The organism is Mycobacterium sp. NGS54 (genome assembly GCF_059812465.1).
In genome coordinates this window covers 778,192-796,880 of sequence record NZ_JCALCS010000002.1, presented here as the reverse complement: position 1 = coordinate 796,880, position 18,689 = coordinate 778,192, and the positions used below count along the sequence as shown (strand labels likewise).

Below are 18,689 nucleotides of genomic sequence, written 5' to 3'. Positions count from 1 at the left end.
GCCTGACCTGTCGCGAGCGTGCGGTTAGCGACGGGCCCACTCGGGAATTGCGTCGGCAGTTGCACTTTCGCACCGATTTTCCGCAGCCACTCGGCCGCCGCTAGGCTTGCCCGCTGTGATCACCCGGATGTCCGAGCTGTTCCTGCGCACCCTGCGCGACGACCCCGCCGACGCCGAAGTGCCCAGCCACAAGCTGCTCATTCGGGCGGGCTACGTGCGGCCCGTCGCGCCCGGGCTGTACAGCTGGCTGCCCCTGGGGCTGCGGGTGCTGCGCAGGATCGAGCGGATCGTGCGCGACGAGATGAACGCGATCGGCGGCCAGGAGATCCTGTTCCCGGCGCTGCTGCCGCGCGCACCGTACGAGACGACCAACCGGTGGACCGAATACGGCGACGGGGTGTTTCGGCTGCAGGACCGCCGCGGCAACGACTACCTGCTGGGGCCCACGCACGAGGAGCTCTTCGCGCTGACGGTCAAGGGCGAGTACAGCTCCTACAAGGACTTTCCGCTGCTGCTGTTCCAAATCCAGAACAAGTACCGCGACGAGGCCCGCCCTCGGGCCGGCATCCTGCGCGTCCGGGAGTTCCTGATGAAGGACTCCTACTCGTTCGACATCGACGACGCCGGGCTCAAGGCCGCCTACCACGCGCACCGGGAGGCCTACCAGCGCATCTTCCAGAAGCTGCGGGTGCGCTACGTCATCGTGTCCGCGGTCTCCGGCGCGATGGGCGGCAGCGCGTCGGAGGAGTTCCTGGCGGAGAGCCCGGTCGGCGAGGACACCTTCGTGCGCTGCCTGGAGTCCGGCTACGCGGCCAACGTCGAGGCCGTGGTCACCGCCCGCCCGGAGGCGCGCCCGATCGGCGGGCTGCCCGAGGCGGTGGTCCACGACACCGGCGACACCCCGACGATCGCCACCCTGGTCGAGTGGGCCAACACGGCGGGCCTGGGCCGCGAGGTCACCGCGGCCGACACCCTGAAGAACGTGCTGCTCAAGGTCCGCCAGCCGGGCGGCGAGTGGGAGCTGCTGGCCATCGGGGTGCCCGGGGACCGGGAGGTCGACGACAAGAGGCTGGGCGCGGCGCTGGAACCGGCCGACTACGCATTGCTCGACGACGCGGACTTCGCCAAGTACCCGTTCCTGGTGAAGGGCTATATCGGGCCGAAAGCGTTGCGCGACAACGGCGTTCGTTACCTTGTCGACCCGCGGGTGGTGGACGGCACCAGCTGGATCACCGGGGCCGACGAGCCCGGCCGGCACGTCGTCGGGCTGGTGGCTGGCCGGGACTTCACGGCCGACGGCACCATCGAGGCCGCCGAGGTGCGCGACGGCGACCCGTCCCCGGACGGGGCCGGCCCGCTGGTGTCCGCCCGGGGCATCGAGATCGGGCACATCTTCCAGCTCGGCCGCAAGTACACCGACGCCTTCACCGTCGACGTCCTCGGTGAGGACGGCAAGCCGGTGCGCCTGACCATGGGCTCCTACGGCCTGGGCGTGTCGCGGATGGTGGCCGTCATCGCCGAGCAGCACCACGACGAGCTGGGCCTGCGCTGGCCTTCGGCAGTCGCGCCGTTCGACGTGCACCTGGTCATCGCCAACAAGGACGCCGAGGCCCGCGCCGGGGCGACCGCGCTGGCCGCCGACCTGGACCGGCTGGGCATCGAGGTGCTGCTCGACGACCGCCAGGCGTCGCCCGGGGTCAAGTTCAAGGACGCCGAGCTGCTGGGGGTGCCGCGGATCGTCGTGGTGGGGCGGGGCTGGGCCGACGGCAAGGTCGAGCTGCGGGATCGCTTCGACGGGCAGACCCGCGAGCTGACCGTGGGCGCCTCGCTGGCCACCGACATCGTGGCGGCCCTGAACGGGTAAGCGCCCGCTAGTCGTTGCCGCCCGGGAAGCTCGTCGTGATGGGCCACGCGCCCAGCACCCGGTTCCACCGGGCGCCCATGACCGTGCTCTGCGTCAGGGCGTTCGCGGCGAACGCGCGGTCATCCGCCGTCTCCGCGTGCTCGATCACCGCGCGCCACGCCGTCGCGCAGTCGTTCTCCATCCGGGCCGCCAGCCGCGCCGCGTCCGCCGGGCTGCCCACCAGCATCGGCAGCTGGTAGCCGGCCGCGGCGACCGGCGCGGTGACCTTGCGCGCGGCCAGCATCGCGATGACGTCGTCGCGGCGCTGGCGGTGCTCGCCCAGGGCCTGCACCACCATGTCGTTGACGCTGGGCGGTGACAGCGCGGACACGATGCCGTAGCCGTAGATCGTCGAGTGTTCGATGGCCAGCGCGTCGCACAGCGCCGCGTTGTCGGCGTCTTTGCCCGACGTCATATCGACGGTCCCCCGGGCACCAGCGCCACGGTCGCGGATGCTGTGCACGACGCGGCGATCGACGCCAGCAGCCCGGCCCGATAACCCGACTCGGTCGTCACCAGCCGGCTGGCACTCTCCGCGGACGCGCGCAGCGAATTGATCACGTCGGGCACCGGCGGCGGCGGCGGTGGCGGGCCCGGCGGCTCGGCGGGGGTGGGGCTGGGGCTGGTGCCCGTCGTCTCGCTCCCCGACGGGGCGAGCTTGCCGGCCGCCCGGGAGATCTCGGTGGACAGCGCGCGGGCGTGCGCGGCGCGCTGGGTCGCGACCACGGTCAGCGCCGCCGCGACCTGGGGGGCGAGACCCACGGCCGTGGCCGCGGCGCCGGCCAGCGCGCTGTCTTTGCGGGCCTGGTCCAGCGGCCCCACCAGGTTTTCGGCGGCGGGCGGTTTGGGCTGCGACTCGCCGCAAGCGGACGCGACCACCCCGAGCGCGGCAAGGGCCGCGGCGCCGGCGAGCACACCCCGCCGGTTGGTGACCGGTCCTCCGCTAGGCACAGCAACATCCTGCCATTGCGTGAAGGGGGGCAGGTCCAAGGACCGTGACCACGCGCGATCACGCCGTCATCGGCGATTCCTGGCGTATCGTTGATAGCTGACTCGCACCGGAAACCACCCGGAAACCACCCGGGTGGCGACATCCGCCAGATGACCGGACAACTCAAGATGAGGAGCTCGCCGTGACCACCGGGCTACCTTTGCAGACGCAGGTGATCGAGCTACTCGACGCAGAATTCGCGCGCGCCGGTTACGAAATCGAAGACGTGGTCGTCGACACCCGCGCGCGCCCGCCGCGGATAACCGTGATCGCCGATGGCGACGACCCCCTCGACCTCGACACGATCGCCACCCTGTCGCGTTCGGCCTCGGCTTTGCTCGACGGCTCGGACCTTCTCGACGCCATCCGCGACCGCTACGTGCTGGAGGTCAGTTCGCCCGGCGTCGACCGCCCGCTGACCAGCGAGAAGCATTTCCGCCGCGCCCGCGGCCGCAAGGTGGAGGTCGTGTTGTCCGACGGATCGCAGCTGACCGCGCGCGTCGGCGAGACCCGGGATGGCACCGTCGCGGTGGTGGTTCGCACGGGCCGGGACTGGACGGTGCGCGAGGTCCCGCTCGCCGAGATCGTAAAAGCCGTTGTGCAGGTTGAGTTTTCACCGCCAGCCCAGGCGGAGCTGGAATTGGCGACTGGGCCGTTCGGGGGTCGGCCGACTAGGACGGAGGCCGGAGCATGAACATCGACATGGGCGCACTGCACGCGATCGAGGTGGACCGGGGCATCTCGGTCAACGAACTGCTCGAGACCATCAAATCCGCGCTGCTCACCGCCTACCGGCACACCCAAGGCCACCAGAACGAGGCCCGCATCGAGATCGACCGCAAGACCGGCGTCGTCAAGGTGATGGCCCGCGAGACCGACGAGGACGGCAACGTCATCAGCGAATGGGACGACACCCCCGAGGGTTTCGGCCGCATCGCCGCGACGACCGCGCGCCAGGTGATGCTGCAGCGGTTCCGGGACGCCGAAAACGAGCGCACCTACGGCGAGTTCTCCACCCGCGAGGGGGAGATCGTGGCCGGGGTGATCCAGCGCGACAGCCGGGCCAACGCGCGTGGGCTGGTCGTGGTGCGGATGGGCACCGAGACCAAGGCATCCGAGGGCGTGATCCCGGCGGCCGAACAGGTCCCCGGCGAGAGCTACGAGCACGGCAACCGGGTCCGCTGCTATGTCGTCGGCGTGACGCGCGGGTCCCGCGAGCCGCTGATCACGCTGTCGCGCACCCACCCCAACCTGGTCCGCAAGCTGTTTTCGCTGGAGGTCCCCGAAATCGCCGACGGGTCGGTGGAGATCGTGGCGGTGGCCCGGGAGGCGGGGCACCGCTCCAAGATCGCGGTGCGCTCGAACGTCCCCGGCCTGAACGCCAAGGGCGCCTGCATCGGCCCGATGGGCCAGCGGGTCCGCAACGTGATGAGCGAGCTCTCCGGAGAGAAGATCGACATCATCGACTACGACGACGACCCGGCCCGGTTCGTCGCCAACGCGCTGTCGCCGGCCAAGGTGGTCTCCGTGTCGGTCATCGACCAGACCGCCCGGGCCGCCCGCGTTGTTGTGCCCGACTTCCAGCTGTCGCTGGCCATCGGCAAGGAGGGCCAGAACGCGCGGTTGGCCGCCCGACTCACCGGCTGGCGCATCGACATTCGCGGGGATTCGCCGGGGCACGCCGAGAGCCAGGCCGAACACGGCGCCGGTCACCCCGTGGCGCACGATCACTGACCTGACGTAACGGGCCTGTGCGGGCGGTTCGGGCCATCGCTGAAGTGACGCTAGACTGAGCCGTGATCCAGCGCGAGCCTTCGGCTCCTCACACGCGGGCGCACAGAAGCACTGATGGACCGGTGCGGACGTGTGTGGGGTGCCGAAAGCGAGAGCTGGCCGCCGAACTGCTTCGCGTGGTGGCTGTGCCGACGGGGAACGGCGCATACGCCGCGATCGTTGACGACAGGAGTAGCCTGCCGGGGCGGGGTGCATGGCTGCATCCCGTGCCACAGTGCGTTCAACAGGCGATTCGGCGGCGGGCTTTCACCAGAGCGTTGCGCATCACCGGTCCACTGGACACATCCGCGGTGGTCGAGCACTTGGCAGTGCGCGACTCGCCCGGCAACAGAAGAGGCAGCAAAGAACATGAGCACACCGTGAAGTCCCGATGACAATGCGTCATAGCTAAACCCGAGGCGCGGCCCGCTGCTGTCGCCTCATAGACAGGAGATGTAGTGGCAGGTAAGGCCCGCGTACACGAGTTGGCCAAGGAACTCGGTGTCACCAGCAAGGAAGTGCTCGCCCGGCTGAATGAGCAGGGCGAATTCGTTAAATCCGCATCGTCGACGGTAGAGGCGCCGGTGGCTCGCCGGCTGCGCGAGTCCTTCGGCGGCAGCAAGCAGGCCGCCACCAAGGCGCCCGCCAAGGCCCCCGACAAGTCGCTCGACCAGGCCCTCGACAAGGCGATCAGCAAGCCCGCGCCGAACGGCGAGGCGACCGCCGCGCCCCCCAAGCCCGCCGCCGGCGGGACCACGGCGGCCGCCCCGGCCGCGACCGCCGAAGCGCCCCCGGCGCCCCCGCGGCCCCAGCCCGGGCAACCGGCGGCCCCGGCCCCCGCGCAGCCGGCCGGCCAACCGGCCCCGCAGCCCGGCATGACACCGGGCCCGCGGCCTGGCCCGATTCCGAAGCCGCGCGCCCCGCGCGTCGGCAACAACCCGTTCTCGTCGGCGCAACCCGTCGACCGGCCCATCCCGCGCCCGCAGGCCCCCCGTCCCGGGGCGGCCCGGCCGGGCGCGCCGCGACCGGGCGCTTCGCCCGGCAGCATGCCGCCCCGGCCCGGTGGCGCCGCGGGGCAGGGCCGCCCGGCCCGGCCCGGCGCCCCGCGACCGGGCGGCGGCCGGCCCGGTGGGCCCGGCGGCCGCTCCGACGGCGGCGGCGGTAACTACCGCGGCGGTGGCGGCGGCGTCGGCGCCCCACCCGGGGGCGGCGGCGGCTTCAGGGGTCGTCCCGGCGGCGGCGGTGGCGGCGGTGGCCGTCCCGGTCAGCGCGGCGGCGCGGCCGGCGCGTTCGGCCGCCCGGGCGGCGCGCCGCGGCGCGGTCGCAAGTCGAAGCGGGCGAAACGCGCCGAATACGAAAACATGCAGGCGCCGGTCGTCGGGGGCGTGCGGTTGCCGCACGGCAACGGCGAGACCATCCGGCTGGCCCGCGGCGCATCGCTCTCCGACTTCGCCGACAAGATCAACGCCAACCCGGCGGCCCTGGTGCAGGCGCTGTTCAACCTCGGCGAGATGGTGACGGCCACCCAGTCGGTCGGCGACGAGACGCTCGAGCTGCTCGGCAGCGAGATGAACTACGTCGTGCAGGTCGTCAGCCCCGAGGACGAGGACCGCGAGCTGCTGGAGTCCTTCGATCTGACCTACGGCGAGGACGAGGGCGGCGAGGAGGACCTGCAGACCCGGCCGCCGGTGGTGACCGTCATGGGTCACGTCGACCACGGTAAAACCCGGCTGCTGGACACCATCCGTAAGGCCAATGTCCGCGAGGGCGAGGCCGGCGGCATCACCCAGCACATCGGTGCCTACCAGGTCGGAGTCGACTTCGAGGGCACCGAGCGGCTGATCACCTTCATCGACACCCCGGGTCACGAGGCGTTCACCGCCATGCGTGCCCGCGGCGCCAAGGCGACCGACATCGCGATCCTGGTCGTCGCCGCCGACGACGGCGTGATGCCGCAGACGGTAGAGGCCATCAACCACGCGCAGGCCGCCGATGTGCCGATCGTGGTGGCGGTCAACAAGATCGACAAGGAGGGCGCCGACCCGGCCAAGATCCGCGGGCAGCTCACCGAATTCGGTTTGGTGGCAGAGGATTTCGGTGGCGACACGATGTTCGTGGACATCTCCGCCAAGCAGGGCACCAACATCGAGGCGCTGGAAGAGGCGGTGCTGCTGACCGCGGACGCCGCCCTGGACCTGCGAGCCAACCCCGACATGGAGGCCCAGGGTGTGGCGATCGAGGCGCACCTGGACCGCGGTCGCGGGCCGGTTGCCACCGTGCTGATTCAGCGCGGCACGCTGCGCGTCGGCGACTCGATCGTCGCCGGCGACGCCTACGGCCGCGTGCGCCGCATGGTCGACGAGCACGGCGAGGACGTCCACGAGGCGTTGCCGTCGCGGCCGGTGCAGGTCATCGGCTTCACGTCGGTGCCCGGCGCCGGTGACAACCTGTTGGTCGTCGACGAGGACCGCATCGCGCGCCAGATCGCCGACCGGCGCAGCGCCCGCAAGCGCAACGCCCTGGCGGCGCGGACCCGCAAGCGGATCAGCCTGGACGATCTGGATGCCGCGCTGAAGGAAACCAGCCAGCTGAACCTGATCCTCAAGGGCGACAACGCCGGTACGGTCGAGGCGCTGGAAGAGGCCCTGATGGGCATCGAGGTCGACGACGAGGTGGCGCTGCGCGTCATCGACCGCGGCGTCGGTGGCATCACCGAGACCAACGTGAACCTGGCGTCGGCGTCGGACGCGATCATCATCGGCTTCAACGTGCGCGCCGAGGGCAAGGCGACTGAGCTGGCCAACCGCGAGGGCGTGGAGATCCGCTACTACTCGGTGATCTACCAGGCGATCGACGAGATCGAGAAGGCCCTGCGCGGCATGCTCAAGCCGATCTACGAGGAGAACCAGCTGGGTCGCGCCGAGATCCGGGCGATCTTCCGGTCCTCGAAGGTCGGCATCATCGCCGGCTGCATGATCAGCTCGGGTGTGGTGCGCCGCAACGCGAAGGCCCGGCTGTTGCGGGACAACATCGTGGTCACCGACAACCTCACCATCACCTCGCTGCGCCGGGAGAAGGATGACGTGACCGAGGTCCGCGAGGGCTTCGAATGCGGTATGACGCTGGGCTATTCCGACATCAAGGAAGGCGACATCATCGAGTCCTACGAGCTGGTCCAGAAGGAACGCGCCTGATGGCCGACCCCGCAAGGGCGCGCCGGCTGGCCAAACGGATTTTCACGATCGTCGCCTCGGCGATCGAGTTTGAGATCAAGGATCCGGGCCTGGACGGGGTGACGATCGTCGACGCCAAGGTGACCGCCGACCTGCACGATGCGACGGTGTTCTACACGGTGATGGGCCGCACGCTCGACGACGAGCCCGACTACGCCGCCGCGGCCGCGGCGCTGGAGCGGGCCAAGGGCGCGCTGCGCACCAGGGTCGGGGCCGGCACCGGCGTGCGCTTCACGCCGACGCTGACGTTCACCCGCGACACGACCGCCGACAGCGTGCAGCGGATGGAGGAATTGCTGGAGCGTGCCCGCGCCGCGGACGCCGATCTGGCGCGGGTTCGTTCGGGTGCCAAGCCGGCCGGGGAGGCCGATCCATACCGGGTGAGCGGGGCTGGGGACGCGAGCGACGGGAATGCCGGTGACGACGATCGACCCGAAGACTGACCTGGCCGGTGCCCCGCGGGGCGCCCAGGGGTTGTCGGTGGACGCCGCCGGCGCCGTCGAGCTGCTGTCGGGCGCCGCGACGATCGCGGTGATCGCCCACGTCCACCCCGACGCCGACACCATCGGCGCGGGGCTGGCGCTGGCGCTGGTGCTGGACCGGTGCGGCAAGCGCGTCGAGGTCAGTTTCGCCGCGCCGGCGTCGCTGCCCGAGTCGCTGGCTTCGTTGCCCGGTTGTCGGCTGCTGGTCCGCCCGGACGAGCTGCGCCGCGACGTCGATCTGGTTGTGACCGTTGACGTTCCGAGCGTCAAGCGGCTCGGCGAGTTGAGCGACCTGGCCGGCCCGGGCCGCCGGTCGCTGGTCATCGACCACCACGCCTCCAACGACCGGTTCGGCAGCGCCAACTTCATCGACGTGTCGGCCGATTCCACCACGATGATGGTCGCCGACATCCTCGACGCGTGGGGCGAGCCGATCGACCGGGACGTCGCGCACTGCATCTACGCGGGCCTGACGACCGACACCGGATCATTCCGCTGGGCCAGCGCCCGGGCGCTTCGGCTGGCGGCCAGGCTGGTCGACCTCGGCGTCGACAACGCCGCGATCAGCCGGACGCTGATGGACACCCACCCGTTCGGGTGGCTGCCGCTGCTCTCGCGGGTGCTGGGCTCGGCGCAGCTGGTGCCGGACGCCGTTGGCGGTCGCGGGCTGGTGTACGCGGTCGTCGAGCATCGGGACTGGATCACTTCGCGCGCCGAGGAAGTCGAGAGCATCGTCGACATCGTGCGCACCACGCAGCAGGCGGAGGTGGCGGCGGTCTTCAAGGAGGTCGACCCGCAGCACTGGTCGGTGTCGATGCGGGCCAAGGCCCAGGTGGATCTGGCGGCGGTCGCCTCGGAGTTCGGCGGCGGTGGCCACCGGCTGGCCGCCGGCTATTCGACCGTCGGCTCGATCGACGACGCCGTGGCGTCGCTGCGCGCGGCGCTCGGCTAGTTCTTTAGAAGGCCCAGCTGCCCGACGGCTGTAGCACGAAGCCGTGGTCCCCGCTGGTGGTGTCCAGGCAGGCGACGACGTTGCCGGCGTCGACGGCGCATGTCACGTTGAGGTACGTCAGTTTCGCGCCCGCGGCCAGCGGTTTGCCGCCCGACGTCAGCGCGGGCGGGTTGCCGTCGCACCCGCTGTAGGTCATGCGGCTCAGTTCGTAGCCCGGCCCCTTGAAGTTCACCGCGCCGACGACGCAATCGCCCGGTTTCGAGTGGCCGCCACCGGGAAACGGGACGTCGTCCATCCCGGGGGCGTCGCCGCTGCACTTGATGTCCTGCGACGGTTGGGGAGCGGGCGCCGGCCCGCCGTAGAAGTCGCAGACCAGGGTCGGCGTGGCGGAAAAGCTGATGCGGGGCGCCCCGCCCTGGGCGGGCGTGACGTAGCCGTCCGCGGGGACCGCGATGAATCTGGTCAGGTCGGGAAATCGCGGCGGCGGCTCGGCCGTCGCATGCGGAGCGGACGCGATCGCGGACGCCGCCACCAGAGTGAGGGCCCCCAACGTGACACCGCCGGCGCGCATCGCTTCCCCCTACCGCACCTGGGCCCGCCCGCGTTGCAGCACCGCGTCGCGGTTGGCGGCGATGTCGTCGCCGCTGGTGCGGAACTGCCGGGCGGCCGTGGCCTCCAGCCACAGCCCGGTGCTGGTGTGCGTGTCGTCGATCCGGTGGTAGGAGGCCAGCAACGCGCGCACCGCGTTCTGGTTGTTGCCGACGATCGAGGCGGCCACCTGGCGGGCTGTGGGCATCAGCCGGTCGTGCGGCACCACCTCGGTCACCAGGCCGGCGCGCAGCGCGTCGGCGGCGGACAGGTAATCCCCGGTCAGGCTCATGCGCCGGGCCAGGCCGACGCCCACCTTCTGGGGTAGCCGCACGCTCAGTCCCCAGGTGGGCAGCAGGCCGACGCGGGCGTGCGTGTCGGCGAAGCGGGCCTGCTCGGAGGCGATCAGGACGTCGCAGTACAGGGCCAGCTCCAGCCCGCCGGTGACCGCGGCGCCGTTGATCGCGCCGATCACCGGCTTGGTCAGTGGTGGCCAGCGCGGCGAGATGTCGGGCAGCGCCGACTCGCTGCCCAGCTCCTTGAGGTCCAGCCCCGCGCAGAACACCGGGTCGGCGCCGGTGACGATGACGACGTCGACGCCGTCGTCGGTCTCGGCGTCGGCCAGGGCGCCGAAGAAGCGGTCCCGCAGCGCCGAGGACAGCGCGTTGCGCGCCTGTGGGCGGTTGAGGGTCAGGGTGCGCACCCGCTCGTCGGTTTCGATCAGCAGGACGTCTGTCATGTGTTCACCGTAGTCAGCCGGGATCGCCGCGCCTCGCCGAGCCTGCGCTGAGAGCGTCGCTGCGCCGAAAATCTCGATCTGACCGCAGTCTCGATGCACCGAACGCAGGCTCGACGGCGCGTTTATCGTGGAGACCATGTGCCGGAACATCACCGAACTGCGGGGCCTGCAGCCGGAGGCCACGCCGGAGGAAGTCGCGGCGGCCGCGCGCCAGTACGTGCGCAAGGTCAGCGGTATCACCCGCCCGTCGGCCGCCAACGCCGACGCGTTCGAGGCCGCGGTCGCCGAGGTCACCGAGACGACGGCGCGACTGCTGGCGGCCCTGCCGCCGCGGCGCCAACCACCGAAGACCGTGCCGCCGCTGCGCCGGCCCGAGGTGGTGGCCCGCCTCGCAGGCGCCAAATGACGCCGGCGCTCAAGGAGTGGGGCGCGGTGGTGCACGCGCTGCTCGACGGCCGGCAGCGGGTGTTGCTGCGCAAGGGCGGCATCGGCGAAAAGCGGTTCGAGCTCGCGGCCCGCGAGTTCCTGCTGTTCCCGACCATCGCGCATAGCCACGCCCAGCGCGTCCGGCCCGAGCACCTCGACCTGCTGGACGCCGGGGCGGCCGACAGCACCGACGAGCACCTGGTGCTGCGCGCCGCGGCGAAAGTCGTTGCCGCGCAGGAGGTTAACCGACCGGATGGGCTCGACGCGATCGAGGACCTGCACATCTGGACGGCCGAGTCGGTGCGCGAGGATCGGCTGGACTTCCGGCCGAAGCACAAGCTGGCGGTGCTGGTGGTGTCGGTGATCCCGCTGGCCGAGCCGGTGCGCATCCCGCGGGCCCCCGAGTACGGCGGCTGCACCAGCTGGGCGCAGCTGCCGCTGGCCGACGTCCGCCTGGCCGCGCCGGTGCACGACGACGCCGCGCTAGACCTGGTCGCCCTCCGGGTCCGCGACGCGGTTGGTTAGCGGATCGGCGGGGCCGACGGGAAGCAGCAGCCGGGACCGCACGTAGTGCACGGCGTGGGTGGCCGGAGTGGACTGCAGGCCCGTCAACAACGGTTCGGCGGTGCCGAGGTTGCGCGCAAAGCGCGGAAACCAGCTGCCCGCGATCAGGACGCGGATGCGCGAGCCGGCGCGAAAGCGATGGGCGATCCCGTCGAGTTCCACCCGCACGAGCTCGGTCCCGGCGGCGGCGTCCGCGGCGCCCAACCGCCGGTAGCCGTCGCTGACGTTGCGGGAGCGGCCCTTGGCGTCGACCTCGCTCACCCGGACGAACAGGTCGACATGCGGATTGTCGGAGCTGTGCGCCAGCTCCACCACCGGGTTCCCGTAGGCGTACAGGTCGTGGGTGAGTGTGAGGCTCGTGAAGGCGAGGACGTCGTCGCGCGCGGCGAGGCGGCTGTCGTCGCGGTAGCCCCCGTTCGTGGACAGCAGCGGGCCGCCGGTGGTGGGCGTCGGGTCGGCGGGGTCGTAGCGAAACGTGGCCGGTGCCAACCCATTTGGGGTCGGCGCCGTCTCGCCGAGGTGTCCGCCGGGCCGCAGGTACAGCGACCGTTCGGTGGTGGCGGGCGGCCAGTCGGGCAGGTGGCGCCACGCCTGGCCCTTGTCCGCGCCGGTGACGCAGACGTGCACGCTGCTCGGCCGGCGCGAGGCCTCGCCGCCCAGATGGGTGTCCAGCCAGTCCAGCGTCTCCCGCGCGCTGATCGGGAGCGCCTTGCCGAGCAACTGGGTGTGTGTCCAGGGGCCGACGGTCAACGCGACGTCCACGTCGCGGCCGCGCAGGTGGGCGTACTGCTGCAGTGTCTGCCGGATGAAGATATCCTGCCAGCCGCCGATGAGCAGCACCGGCACCCGCGCGCGGTCCAGCGCGTCGGTGAACCGCCGGGCGTCCCAGAACGCGTCGTCCTGCTCGTGGTGTTCGATCCACGACTCGAACCACGGCGCGCCCTCGCCGAGCATCGCCCGGGCCGCGGTGCCCAGGGGCAGCGCACCTGCCGCCTCGGCCACCTTGCGCCGGGCCTGCAGCTGGCGCAGCGCCATCTTGGCTCGTCCCGGGTCCTCCTGGTGAGCGACCAGTTCGCTCCAGCCCAGGAAGTCGTTGACGGCGAAGGAGCCGGTGCCCCACACGGAGGCGTTGAAGTCGTGCGGGCCCGCGGTGATGACGGCCGCGGCCAGCTCCGGCGGCGGATCCTGCAGCAGCGCCCACTGGGTGAAGCCCAGATAGGACACGCCGACGGTGCCGAAGCGGCCGGTGAACCACGGCTGTTCGCGCAGCCAGACGACCGTGTCGGCGCCGTCGGCGGCCTCGTTGACCATCGGGTCGAATTCCCCGCCCGACCCGTACGTGCCGCGCACGCTCTGCAGCACGACGTGATAGCCGCGAGCGGCGTGCAGCCGCGCGTAGGCGTGCGAGAACGGAAACCCCCGCCCATAGGGTCCGCGGACGAGCAGGGTGCCCGCGGGGCTGGGGGTGGTGGGGGCGTAGTGGTCGGCGGCCAGCGTGACCCCGTCGCGCATCGGCACGTCGACGCGCTCCACGGTGTACTCGGTGGTCGCCCGCCGCACGCCCAACAGCCGGCCCAGCGCGGCGTCGCCGACCCGTCCCAGCGTGCGGGGTTTGGGCTGCGCGGCGCGGGTCGAGGTGGTGCTCACCGGCCCAACACTAGGTTTTTTCGGGGCGCCGGGCGACGTAATCAGAACTTGTAGTACGGCGCCAGGTCGTTGGCGCGCTGCAGATTGGTGGACATGCACTCCACCTCCGGGTTGGAGTACACCGTCGAGAAGTACAGCGCCTGCTGCAGCACCCCGTAGCTGGTCTTGAACGCGACCATGCACGAGTAGAACCAGAAGCTGTTGTGATAGGTCGGCTTCATCACCCAATACTGCGCCGCGCGGTGCCCCGCAATCGTGGTCTCGATGGCGTCGGGCGGCAGGGATTGTTCGTAGGTGCGCCAGATGATCGGCTCGACGGCCACCTGGTAGTTGCCCGCGTCGAAGTGGCAGCGTAGCCCGTCCTCGTGTTCGGGCGGCGTGAACCCCAGCCCGAGCCGCTGCACGACGTCGAACGGGATGTCCTCGCACGCGTCGAACGGGCGCGGGTCGGTGGTGGCCACGATGGGACTCTTCATGGTGGTCTCCATCGGCTGGGCCGTCGACCGCAGCTCGACACGCCCACCGCCGCTCGGTCCGGGCGGGGCGCTTTGCCAGCCCACGACCAGCGCCGTGGCCAGCGCGCCCAGCGCTCCGATCAACCGCAGCCTGGCGATCACCGACATCTCCTACCCTCCCTTGCCGGGAGTGTAGAGCCCCCGCAGTGAAAAGAGAACACGTTCTAATCCCGCGGGCAAGGGCCCGGCGGAAACCGGCTCATCGCGCAGGGTTCGTTAGGCTGGTTAGTCGTGGCGAGCCGGGAATCGACTCATGGTGCGCAGCCGACGCTGTGGGCCGTTTCCGACCTGCACACCGGTCACCTCGGCAACAAGCCGGTCACCGAATCGCTGTACCCGTCGTCGCCGGACGACTGGCTGATCGTCGCCGGCGACGTCGCCGAACGCACCGACGACATCCGCTGGGCGCTTGACGTGCTGCGCCGGCGGTTCGCCAAGGTGATCTGGGTGCCCGGCAACCACGAGCTGTGGACCACCACCCGCGATCCCATGCAGATCTTCGGCAAGGCGCGCTACGACTACCTGGTCAACATGTGCGACGAGATGGGCGTGATCACCCCGGAGCATCCGTTCCCGGTGTGGACCGAGCGCGGCGGCCCGGCCACGATCGTGCCGATGTTTCTGCTGTACGACTACACCTTCTTGCCGGAGGGGGCGACGAGCAAAGCCGAGGGCATGGCGATCGCGCGGCAGCGCAACGTGGTGGCCACCGACGAGTTCCTGCTCTCGTCCGAGCCATACGCCACCCGCGAGGCCTGGTGCCGCGAGCGGCTGGCCGCCACCCGCGCCCGCCTCGAACAGCTGGACTGGATGACACCGACCGTCCTGGTGAACCACTTTCCGTTGGTGCGCGACCCCTGCGACGCGTTGTTCTACCCGGAGTTCTCGCTGTGGTGCGGAACCACCAAGACCGCCGACTGGCACACCCGCTACAACGCGATCTGCTCGGTGTACGGGCACCTGCACATTCCGCGCACCACCTGGTACGACGACGTGCGCTTCGAGGAGGTGTCGGTGGGCTACCCGCGCGAGTGGCGCCGCCGCAAGCCCTACAGCTGGCTGCGCCAGGTGCTGCCGGATCCCCAGTACGCGCCGGGCTATCTCAACGACTTCGGCGGTCACTTCGTGATCACCCCCGAGATGCGCCGCCAGGCCCAGCAATTCCGGGAACGAGTGCGGCAGCGGCAATCTCGATGACGGGCCGCACGCTGGTGGCGTCGGTATTGCCCGGCACCGCATCGGAGGATCTCGCGTATTCGGAGGTGTATTCCGACCCGCCGGGCCTGAGCCCGCTGCCCGAGGAGGAGCCGCTGATCGCCAAGTCGGTCGCCAAGCGGCGCAACGAGTTCATCACCGTGCGGCACTGCGCCCGCGTCGCGATGGGTGAGCTCGGCGTGCCGCCGGTGCCGATCCTCAAGGGCGACAAGGGACAACCGTGCTGGCCCGACGGGGTGGTCGGCAGCCTCACCCACTGCACGGGCTATCGCGGGGCGGTGGTGGGGCGCGCCGGCGCGGTGCGCTCGGTGGGCATCGACGCCGAACCGCACGACGTGCTGCCCGACGGCGTGCTGGGCGCGATCGCCCTCGAGGACGAACGCCAGGAGATCGCCGCGCTGCCCGCGGGCCTGCATTGGGACCGGATCCTGTTCTGTGCCAAGGAAGCGACCTACAAGGCGTGGTTCCCGCTGACCGAGCGCTGGTTGGGTTTCGAGGACGCCCACATCGTGTTCGACGTCGATCCGCCCGGAACCACTGGCGTGTTCGTCTCCAAGATCCTGATCGACGGCGCCGCGCTGTCGGGTCCGCCGCTGACCGCGCTGCGGGGCCGCTGGTCGGTCGAGCGCGGGCTGGTGCTGACCGGCATCGTGCTATGAGCACGAGTTCTGGAATCGTCGTCGTCGACAAACCGGCCGGGATCACCAGCCACGACGTCGTGGGGCGCTGTCGGCGTATCTTCTGCACCCGCCGGGTGGGGCACGCGGGGACGCTGGACCCGATGGCCACCGGGGTGCTGGTGATCGGCGTCGAGCGGGCCACCAAGATCCTCGGCCTGCTCACCGGGGCGTCGAAGTCGTACGCCGCCACCATCCGCCTCGGGCAGACCACCTCCACCGAGGACGCCGAAGGCGAAGTGCTGCAAACGGTTTCGGCCGGGCACGTGACGGACGACGAAATCGCCGCCGCGGTCGCCGCGCTGCGCGGGGACATCGAACAGGTCCCGTCGGCGGTCAGCGCGATCAAGGTGGACGGCCGTCGCGCCTATCGGCTGATCCGCGAGGGTCATGCGGTCGAGCTCGCGGCGCGGCCGGTGCGCATCGACCGATTCGAGGTACGGGCCGTGCGCCGCCACGGCGAGCTCGCCGACGTCGACGTCGAGGTCGACTGCTCCTCGGGGACGTACATCCGCGCGCTGGCGCGCGATCTCGGCGCCGCGCTGGGCGTGGGCGGGCACCTGACGGTGTTGCGGCGCACCCGCGTCGGGCGTTTCGGGCTGGACCAGGCGCGCTCGCTCGACGACCTGGCCGAGGCGCCCCGGCTGACGCTGACCCTGGACGAGGCGTGCCTGCTGTTGTTTGTCCGCCGCGACCTGTCCGCCGAGGAGGCCCTGGCGGCCAGCAACGGCCGGTCCCTCGCGCCGGCCGGCCTCGACGGCGTCTACGCCGCGACCGACGCCGACGGCCGGGTGGTCGCGCTGCTGCGCGACGAGGGGAGCGGGACCAAGTCCGTCGTGGTGATCCGTCCCTCGACGCTGTCGCGGTAGGTTCGTACGAATGAGCGAAGACAGGGTCCGCGTGCGCATCGGGGACGGTGGCGTAGCGACGGTGACGATGGTGCGCGCCGACAAGCACAATGCGCTTGACCACGCCATGTTCGAGGGCTTGATGAACGCGGCAGCGCAACTGGCGGAAGACAAATCGGTGCGCGCGGTCGTGCTGCACGGCGAGGGGAAGAGCTTCTGCTCGGGCCTGGACGTCGGCAGCTTCATGTCTGGACAGGGTGGCACCGGCGTTCTCCTGGAACGCGACGGCGACCGGGTGGCCAACTTCGCCCAACGCGTGGCCTACGACTGGTCCCTGGTGCCGGCGCCGGTCATCGCCGCGATCCACGGGAACTGCTTCGGCGGCGGCCTGCAGATCGCGCTGGGCGCCGACATCCGGATCGCCGCGCCGGACGCGAAGCTGTCCATCATGGAGGTCAAGTGGGGGCTGGTCCCGGACATGGGCATCACGCAGACACTGCCGCGGCTCGTCCCCATCGACGTGGCCAAGGAGCTGACCTTCACCGGCCGCATCGTGTCGGGCAGCGACGCTTTGGCGCTCGGGCTGGTCACGCGAAACAGTGACGATCCGCTGGGATCGGCGCTGGCACTCGCGGACGAGATCGCGCGCAAATCTCCCGATGCCGTCCGCGCTGCCAAGCGCCTCTACGACGAAACGTGGGTCGCCAACGACGCCGCGGCCGCCCTCAAACGCGAATCCGAGCTGCAAGTCGGGCTGATCGGCAAGCCCAATCAGATTGCCGCCGTGGTGGCCGGAATGTCGCGCGAGGACCCAGTCTTCGTCGACCCCGCGTGACGTCGGGCGCCCCGGCAGCGACGGGGGTTCCAGCGACCGAGTTCACCCGGCTAAGCTCCGGACTAGACGGGTGTCAATTCGCCCCACACCTCCGGAAGGCGCGCAGAAATGTCCAACAAGGTTTATGTCGTCGGCGTCGGCATGACGAAGTTCGAGAAGCCGGGCCGCCGCGAGGGCTGGGACTACCCGGACATGGCCAGGGAGTCGGGCACCAACGCGCTGGCCGACGCCGGCGTCGACTACCGCGACGTGCAGCAGGGCTACGTCGGTTACGTGGCCGGCGACTCGACGTCGGGCCAGCGGGCGCTCTACGAGCTGGGCATGACCGGCATCCCGATCGTCAACGTCAACAACAACTGCTCGACCGGCTCGACGGCGCTTTTCCTGGCGGCGCAGGCCATCCGCGGCGGGATCGTCGACTGCGCGATCGCGCTCGGCTTCGAGAAGATGCAGCCCGGCGCGCTGAGCGGCGGCGCCCAGGACCGCGAATCGCCGATGGGCAGGCACGTCAAGGCGATGGCCGAGATCGACGAGTTCGCGATGCCCGTCGCGCCGTGGATGTTCGGCGCCGCCGGCCGCGAGCACATGCGGCAATACGGCACCACCGCGGAGCACTTCGCCAAGATCGGCTACAAGAACCACAAGCACTCCGTGAACAACCCGTACGCGCAATTCCAGGAGTCCTACACGCTGGACGACATCCTGGCGGCGCGGATGATCTCCGACCCGCTCACCAAGCTGCAGTGCTCGCCGACCTCGGACGGCTCGGGCGCGGCGATCCTGGCCTCGGAGCGCTACGTCGACCAGCACGGGCTGGCCGGCCAGGCGGTCGAGATCGTCGGCCAGGCGATGACCACCGACTTCGCGTCCACGTTCGACGGCAGCGCCAAGAACCTCATCGGCCATGACATGAATGTGCAAGCCGCGCAACGCGTTTACGACCAGGCCGGGCTGGGTCCCGAGGACTTCCAGGTGATCGAGCTGCACGACTGCTTCTCGGCCAACGAGCTGCTGCTCTACGAAGCCCTCGGCCTGTGCGGGGAGGGCGAGGCGCCCAAGCTGATCGACAACGGCGACACCACCTACGGCGGACGCTGGGTGGTCAACCCGTCGGGCGGCCTGATCTCCAAGGGACACCCGCTGGGCGCCACCGGGCTGGCGCAGTGCGCCGAGCTGACCTGGCAGCTGCGCGGCACCGCCGACAAGCGTCAGGTCGAGGGCGTCGACGCGGCCCTGCAGCACAACATCGGGCTGGGCGGCGCCGCCGTCGTCACGGCCTATCAGCGCGCCGAACGCTGAAC

Annotated in this window: 20 protein-coding genes; 14 read left to right on the top strand and 6 right to left on the bottom strand. The window is 70.8% G+C overall.

The features are described from left to right. Window positions 1-115 precede the first annotated feature (115 nt). Entirely contained in the window at window positions 116-1,864 is a 1,749-nt protein-coding gene (locus AC5Y5E_RS08565; RefSeq protein WP_499902537.1) for a proline--tRNA ligase, read from the top strand. A gap of 7 nt (window positions 1,865-1,871) precedes the next feature. Here AC5Y5E_RS08565 and AC5Y5E_RS08560 read toward each other — a convergent pair whose 3' ends face one another. Beyond that, window positions 1,872-2,318 (bottom strand): ferritin-like domain-containing protein, encoded by a 447-nt coding sequence (locus AC5Y5E_RS08560; RefSeq protein ID WP_499879823.1) that lies wholly within the window; start codon window positions 2,316-2,318, stop codon window positions 1,872-1,874. Beyond that, on the bottom strand, window positions 2,315-2,854 hold the full coding sequence (locus AC5Y5E_RS08555; RefSeq protein WP_499902536.1) for a twin-arginine translocation signal domain-containing protein: 540 nt from the start codon (window positions 2,852-2,854) through the stop codon (window positions 2,315-2,317). Before AC5Y5E_RS08555 ends, AC5Y5E_RS08560 begins: the two co-directional genes overlap by 4 nt. A gap of 182 nt (window positions 2,855-3,036) precedes the next feature. Between AC5Y5E_RS08555 and rimP the strand changes: the two genes are divergently transcribed. The 6 genes from rimP to AC5Y5E_RS08525 all read left to right on the top strand — a co-directional run bounded on the left by rimP (window position 3,037) and on the right by AC5Y5E_RS08525 (window position 9,334). Then, complete coding sequence (gene rimP / locus AC5Y5E_RS08550; protein ID WP_499902535.1) at window positions 3,037-3,588, top strand: ribosome maturation factor RimP; 552 nt, start codon at window positions 3,037-3,039, stop codon at window positions 3,586-3,588. Then, on the top strand, window positions 3,585-4,628 hold the full coding sequence (gene nusA / locus AC5Y5E_RS08545; RefSeq protein ID WP_499902534.1) for a transcription termination factor NusA: 1,044 nt from the start codon (window positions 3,585-3,587) through the stop codon (window positions 4,626-4,628). Before rimP ends, nusA begins: the two co-directional genes overlap by 4 nt. 62 nt (window positions 4,629-4,690) lie before the next feature. Continuing rightward, window positions 4,691-5,062, top strand: a complete 372-nt coding sequence (locus AC5Y5E_RS08540; protein WP_499902533.1) for a YlxR family protein — start codon at window positions 4,691-4,693, stop codon at window positions 5,060-5,062. 63 nt (window positions 5,063-5,125) lie between these two features. Continuing rightward, the gene (gene infB / locus AC5Y5E_RS08535; protein WP_499902532.1) at window positions 5,126-7,861 is read left to right on the top strand and encodes a translation initiation factor IF-2; all 2,736 of its coding nucleotides are present in this window, start codon (window positions 5,126-5,128) and stop codon (window positions 7,859-7,861) included. Further along, on the top strand, window positions 7,861-8,343 hold the full coding sequence (gene rbfA / locus AC5Y5E_RS08530) for a 30S ribosome-binding factor RbfA (RefSeq protein ID WP_499902531.1): 483 nt from the start codon (window positions 7,861-7,863) through the stop codon (window positions 8,341-8,343). Before infB ends, rbfA begins: the two co-directional genes overlap by 1 nt. Next, window positions 8,318-9,334 (top strand): DHH family phosphoesterase, encoded by a 1,017-nt coding sequence (locus AC5Y5E_RS08525; RefSeq protein WP_499902530.1) that lies wholly within the window; start codon window positions 8,318-8,320, stop codon window positions 9,332-9,334. The genes rbfA and AC5Y5E_RS08525 overlap by 26 nt, the downstream gene beginning before the upstream one ends. A gap of 4 nt (window positions 9,335-9,338) precedes the next feature. Here the strand turns inward: AC5Y5E_RS08525 and AC5Y5E_RS08520 are convergent, their stop codons facing one another. Both AC5Y5E_RS08520 and AC5Y5E_RS08515 read right to left on the bottom strand, forming a co-directional pair. Beyond that, window positions 9,339-9,905 (bottom strand): hypothetical protein, encoded by a 567-nt coding sequence (locus tag AC5Y5E_RS08520; protein ID WP_499902529.1) that lies wholly within the window; start codon window positions 9,903-9,905, stop codon window positions 9,339-9,341. 9 nt (window positions 9,906-9,914) lie between these two features. Then, a complete protein-coding gene (locus AC5Y5E_RS08515) occupies window positions 9,915-10,661 on the bottom strand; it encodes an enoyl-CoA hydratase (protein WP_499902528.1) in 747 nt (248 codons plus the stop codon). Window positions 10,662-10,797: 136 nt separating this feature from the next. Here AC5Y5E_RS08515 and AC5Y5E_RS08510 point away from each other — a divergent pair, with 136 nt between their 5' ends. After that, a complete protein-coding gene (locus AC5Y5E_RS08510) occupies window positions 10,798-11,067 on the top strand; it encodes a DUF2277 domain-containing protein (protein WP_499879813.1) in 270 nt (89 codons plus the stop codon). Continuing rightward, window positions 11,064-11,612: a DUF1802 family protein gene (locus AC5Y5E_RS08505; protein WP_499902527.1), complete on the top strand. Its 549-nt coding sequence runs from the start codon at window positions 11,064-11,066 to the stop codon at window positions 11,610-11,612. Before AC5Y5E_RS08510 ends, AC5Y5E_RS08505 begins: the two co-directional genes overlap by 4 nt. Here the strand turns inward: AC5Y5E_RS08505 and AC5Y5E_RS08500 are convergent. Both AC5Y5E_RS08500 and AC5Y5E_RS08495 read right to left on the bottom strand, forming a co-directional pair. After that, entirely contained in the window at window positions 11,571-13,298 is a 1,728-nt protein-coding gene (locus AC5Y5E_RS08500) for a CocE/NonD family hydrolase (RefSeq protein ID WP_499902526.1), read from the bottom strand. The two genes, AC5Y5E_RS08505 and AC5Y5E_RS08500, sit on opposite strands and share 42 nt — an antisense overlap. 41 nt (window positions 13,299-13,339) lie before the next feature. Beyond that, window positions 13,340-13,915 carry a DUF3558 domain-containing protein gene (locus AC5Y5E_RS08495; protein WP_499902525.1) on the bottom strand — a complete coding sequence of 192 codons (576 nt, stop codon included), beginning with the start codon at window positions 13,913-13,915 and terminating at the stop codon, window positions 13,340-13,342. A gap of 129 nt (window positions 13,916-14,044) precedes the next feature. Between AC5Y5E_RS08495 and pptH the strand changes: the two genes are divergently transcribed. The 5 genes from pptH (at window position 14,045) to AC5Y5E_RS08470 (ending at window position 18,687) form a co-directional block, all read left to right on the top strand. After that, entirely contained in the window at window positions 14,045-15,010 is a 966-nt protein-coding gene (gene pptH / locus AC5Y5E_RS08490) for an ACP phosphodiesterase PptH (RefSeq protein WP_499902524.1), read from the top strand. Next, window positions 15,007-15,687: a 4'-phosphopantetheinyl transferase PptT gene (gene pptT, locus AC5Y5E_RS08485; protein WP_499902523.1), complete on the top strand. Its 681-nt coding sequence runs from the start codon at window positions 15,007-15,009 to the stop codon at window positions 15,685-15,687. The genes pptH and pptT overlap by 4 nt, the downstream gene beginning before the upstream one ends. Then, window positions 15,684-16,574, top strand: a complete 891-nt coding sequence (gene truB / locus AC5Y5E_RS08480) for a tRNA pseudouridine(55) synthase TruB (protein ID WP_499902522.1) — start codon at window positions 15,684-15,686, stop codon at window positions 16,572-16,574. The genes pptT and truB overlap by 4 nt, the downstream gene beginning before the upstream one ends. Window positions 16,575-16,584: 10 nt before the next feature. Beyond that, window positions 16,585-17,388, top strand: a complete 804-nt coding sequence (locus AC5Y5E_RS08475; protein ID WP_499902521.1) for a crotonase/enoyl-CoA hydratase family protein — start codon at window positions 16,585-16,587, stop codon at window positions 17,386-17,388. A gap of 108 nt (window positions 17,389-17,496) precedes the next feature. Next, a complete protein-coding gene (locus AC5Y5E_RS08470) occupies window positions 17,497-18,687 on the top strand; it encodes a lipid-transfer protein (RefSeq protein ID WP_499902520.1) in 1,191 nt (396 codons plus the stop codon). Window positions 18,688-18,689: the final 2 nt, after the last annotated feature.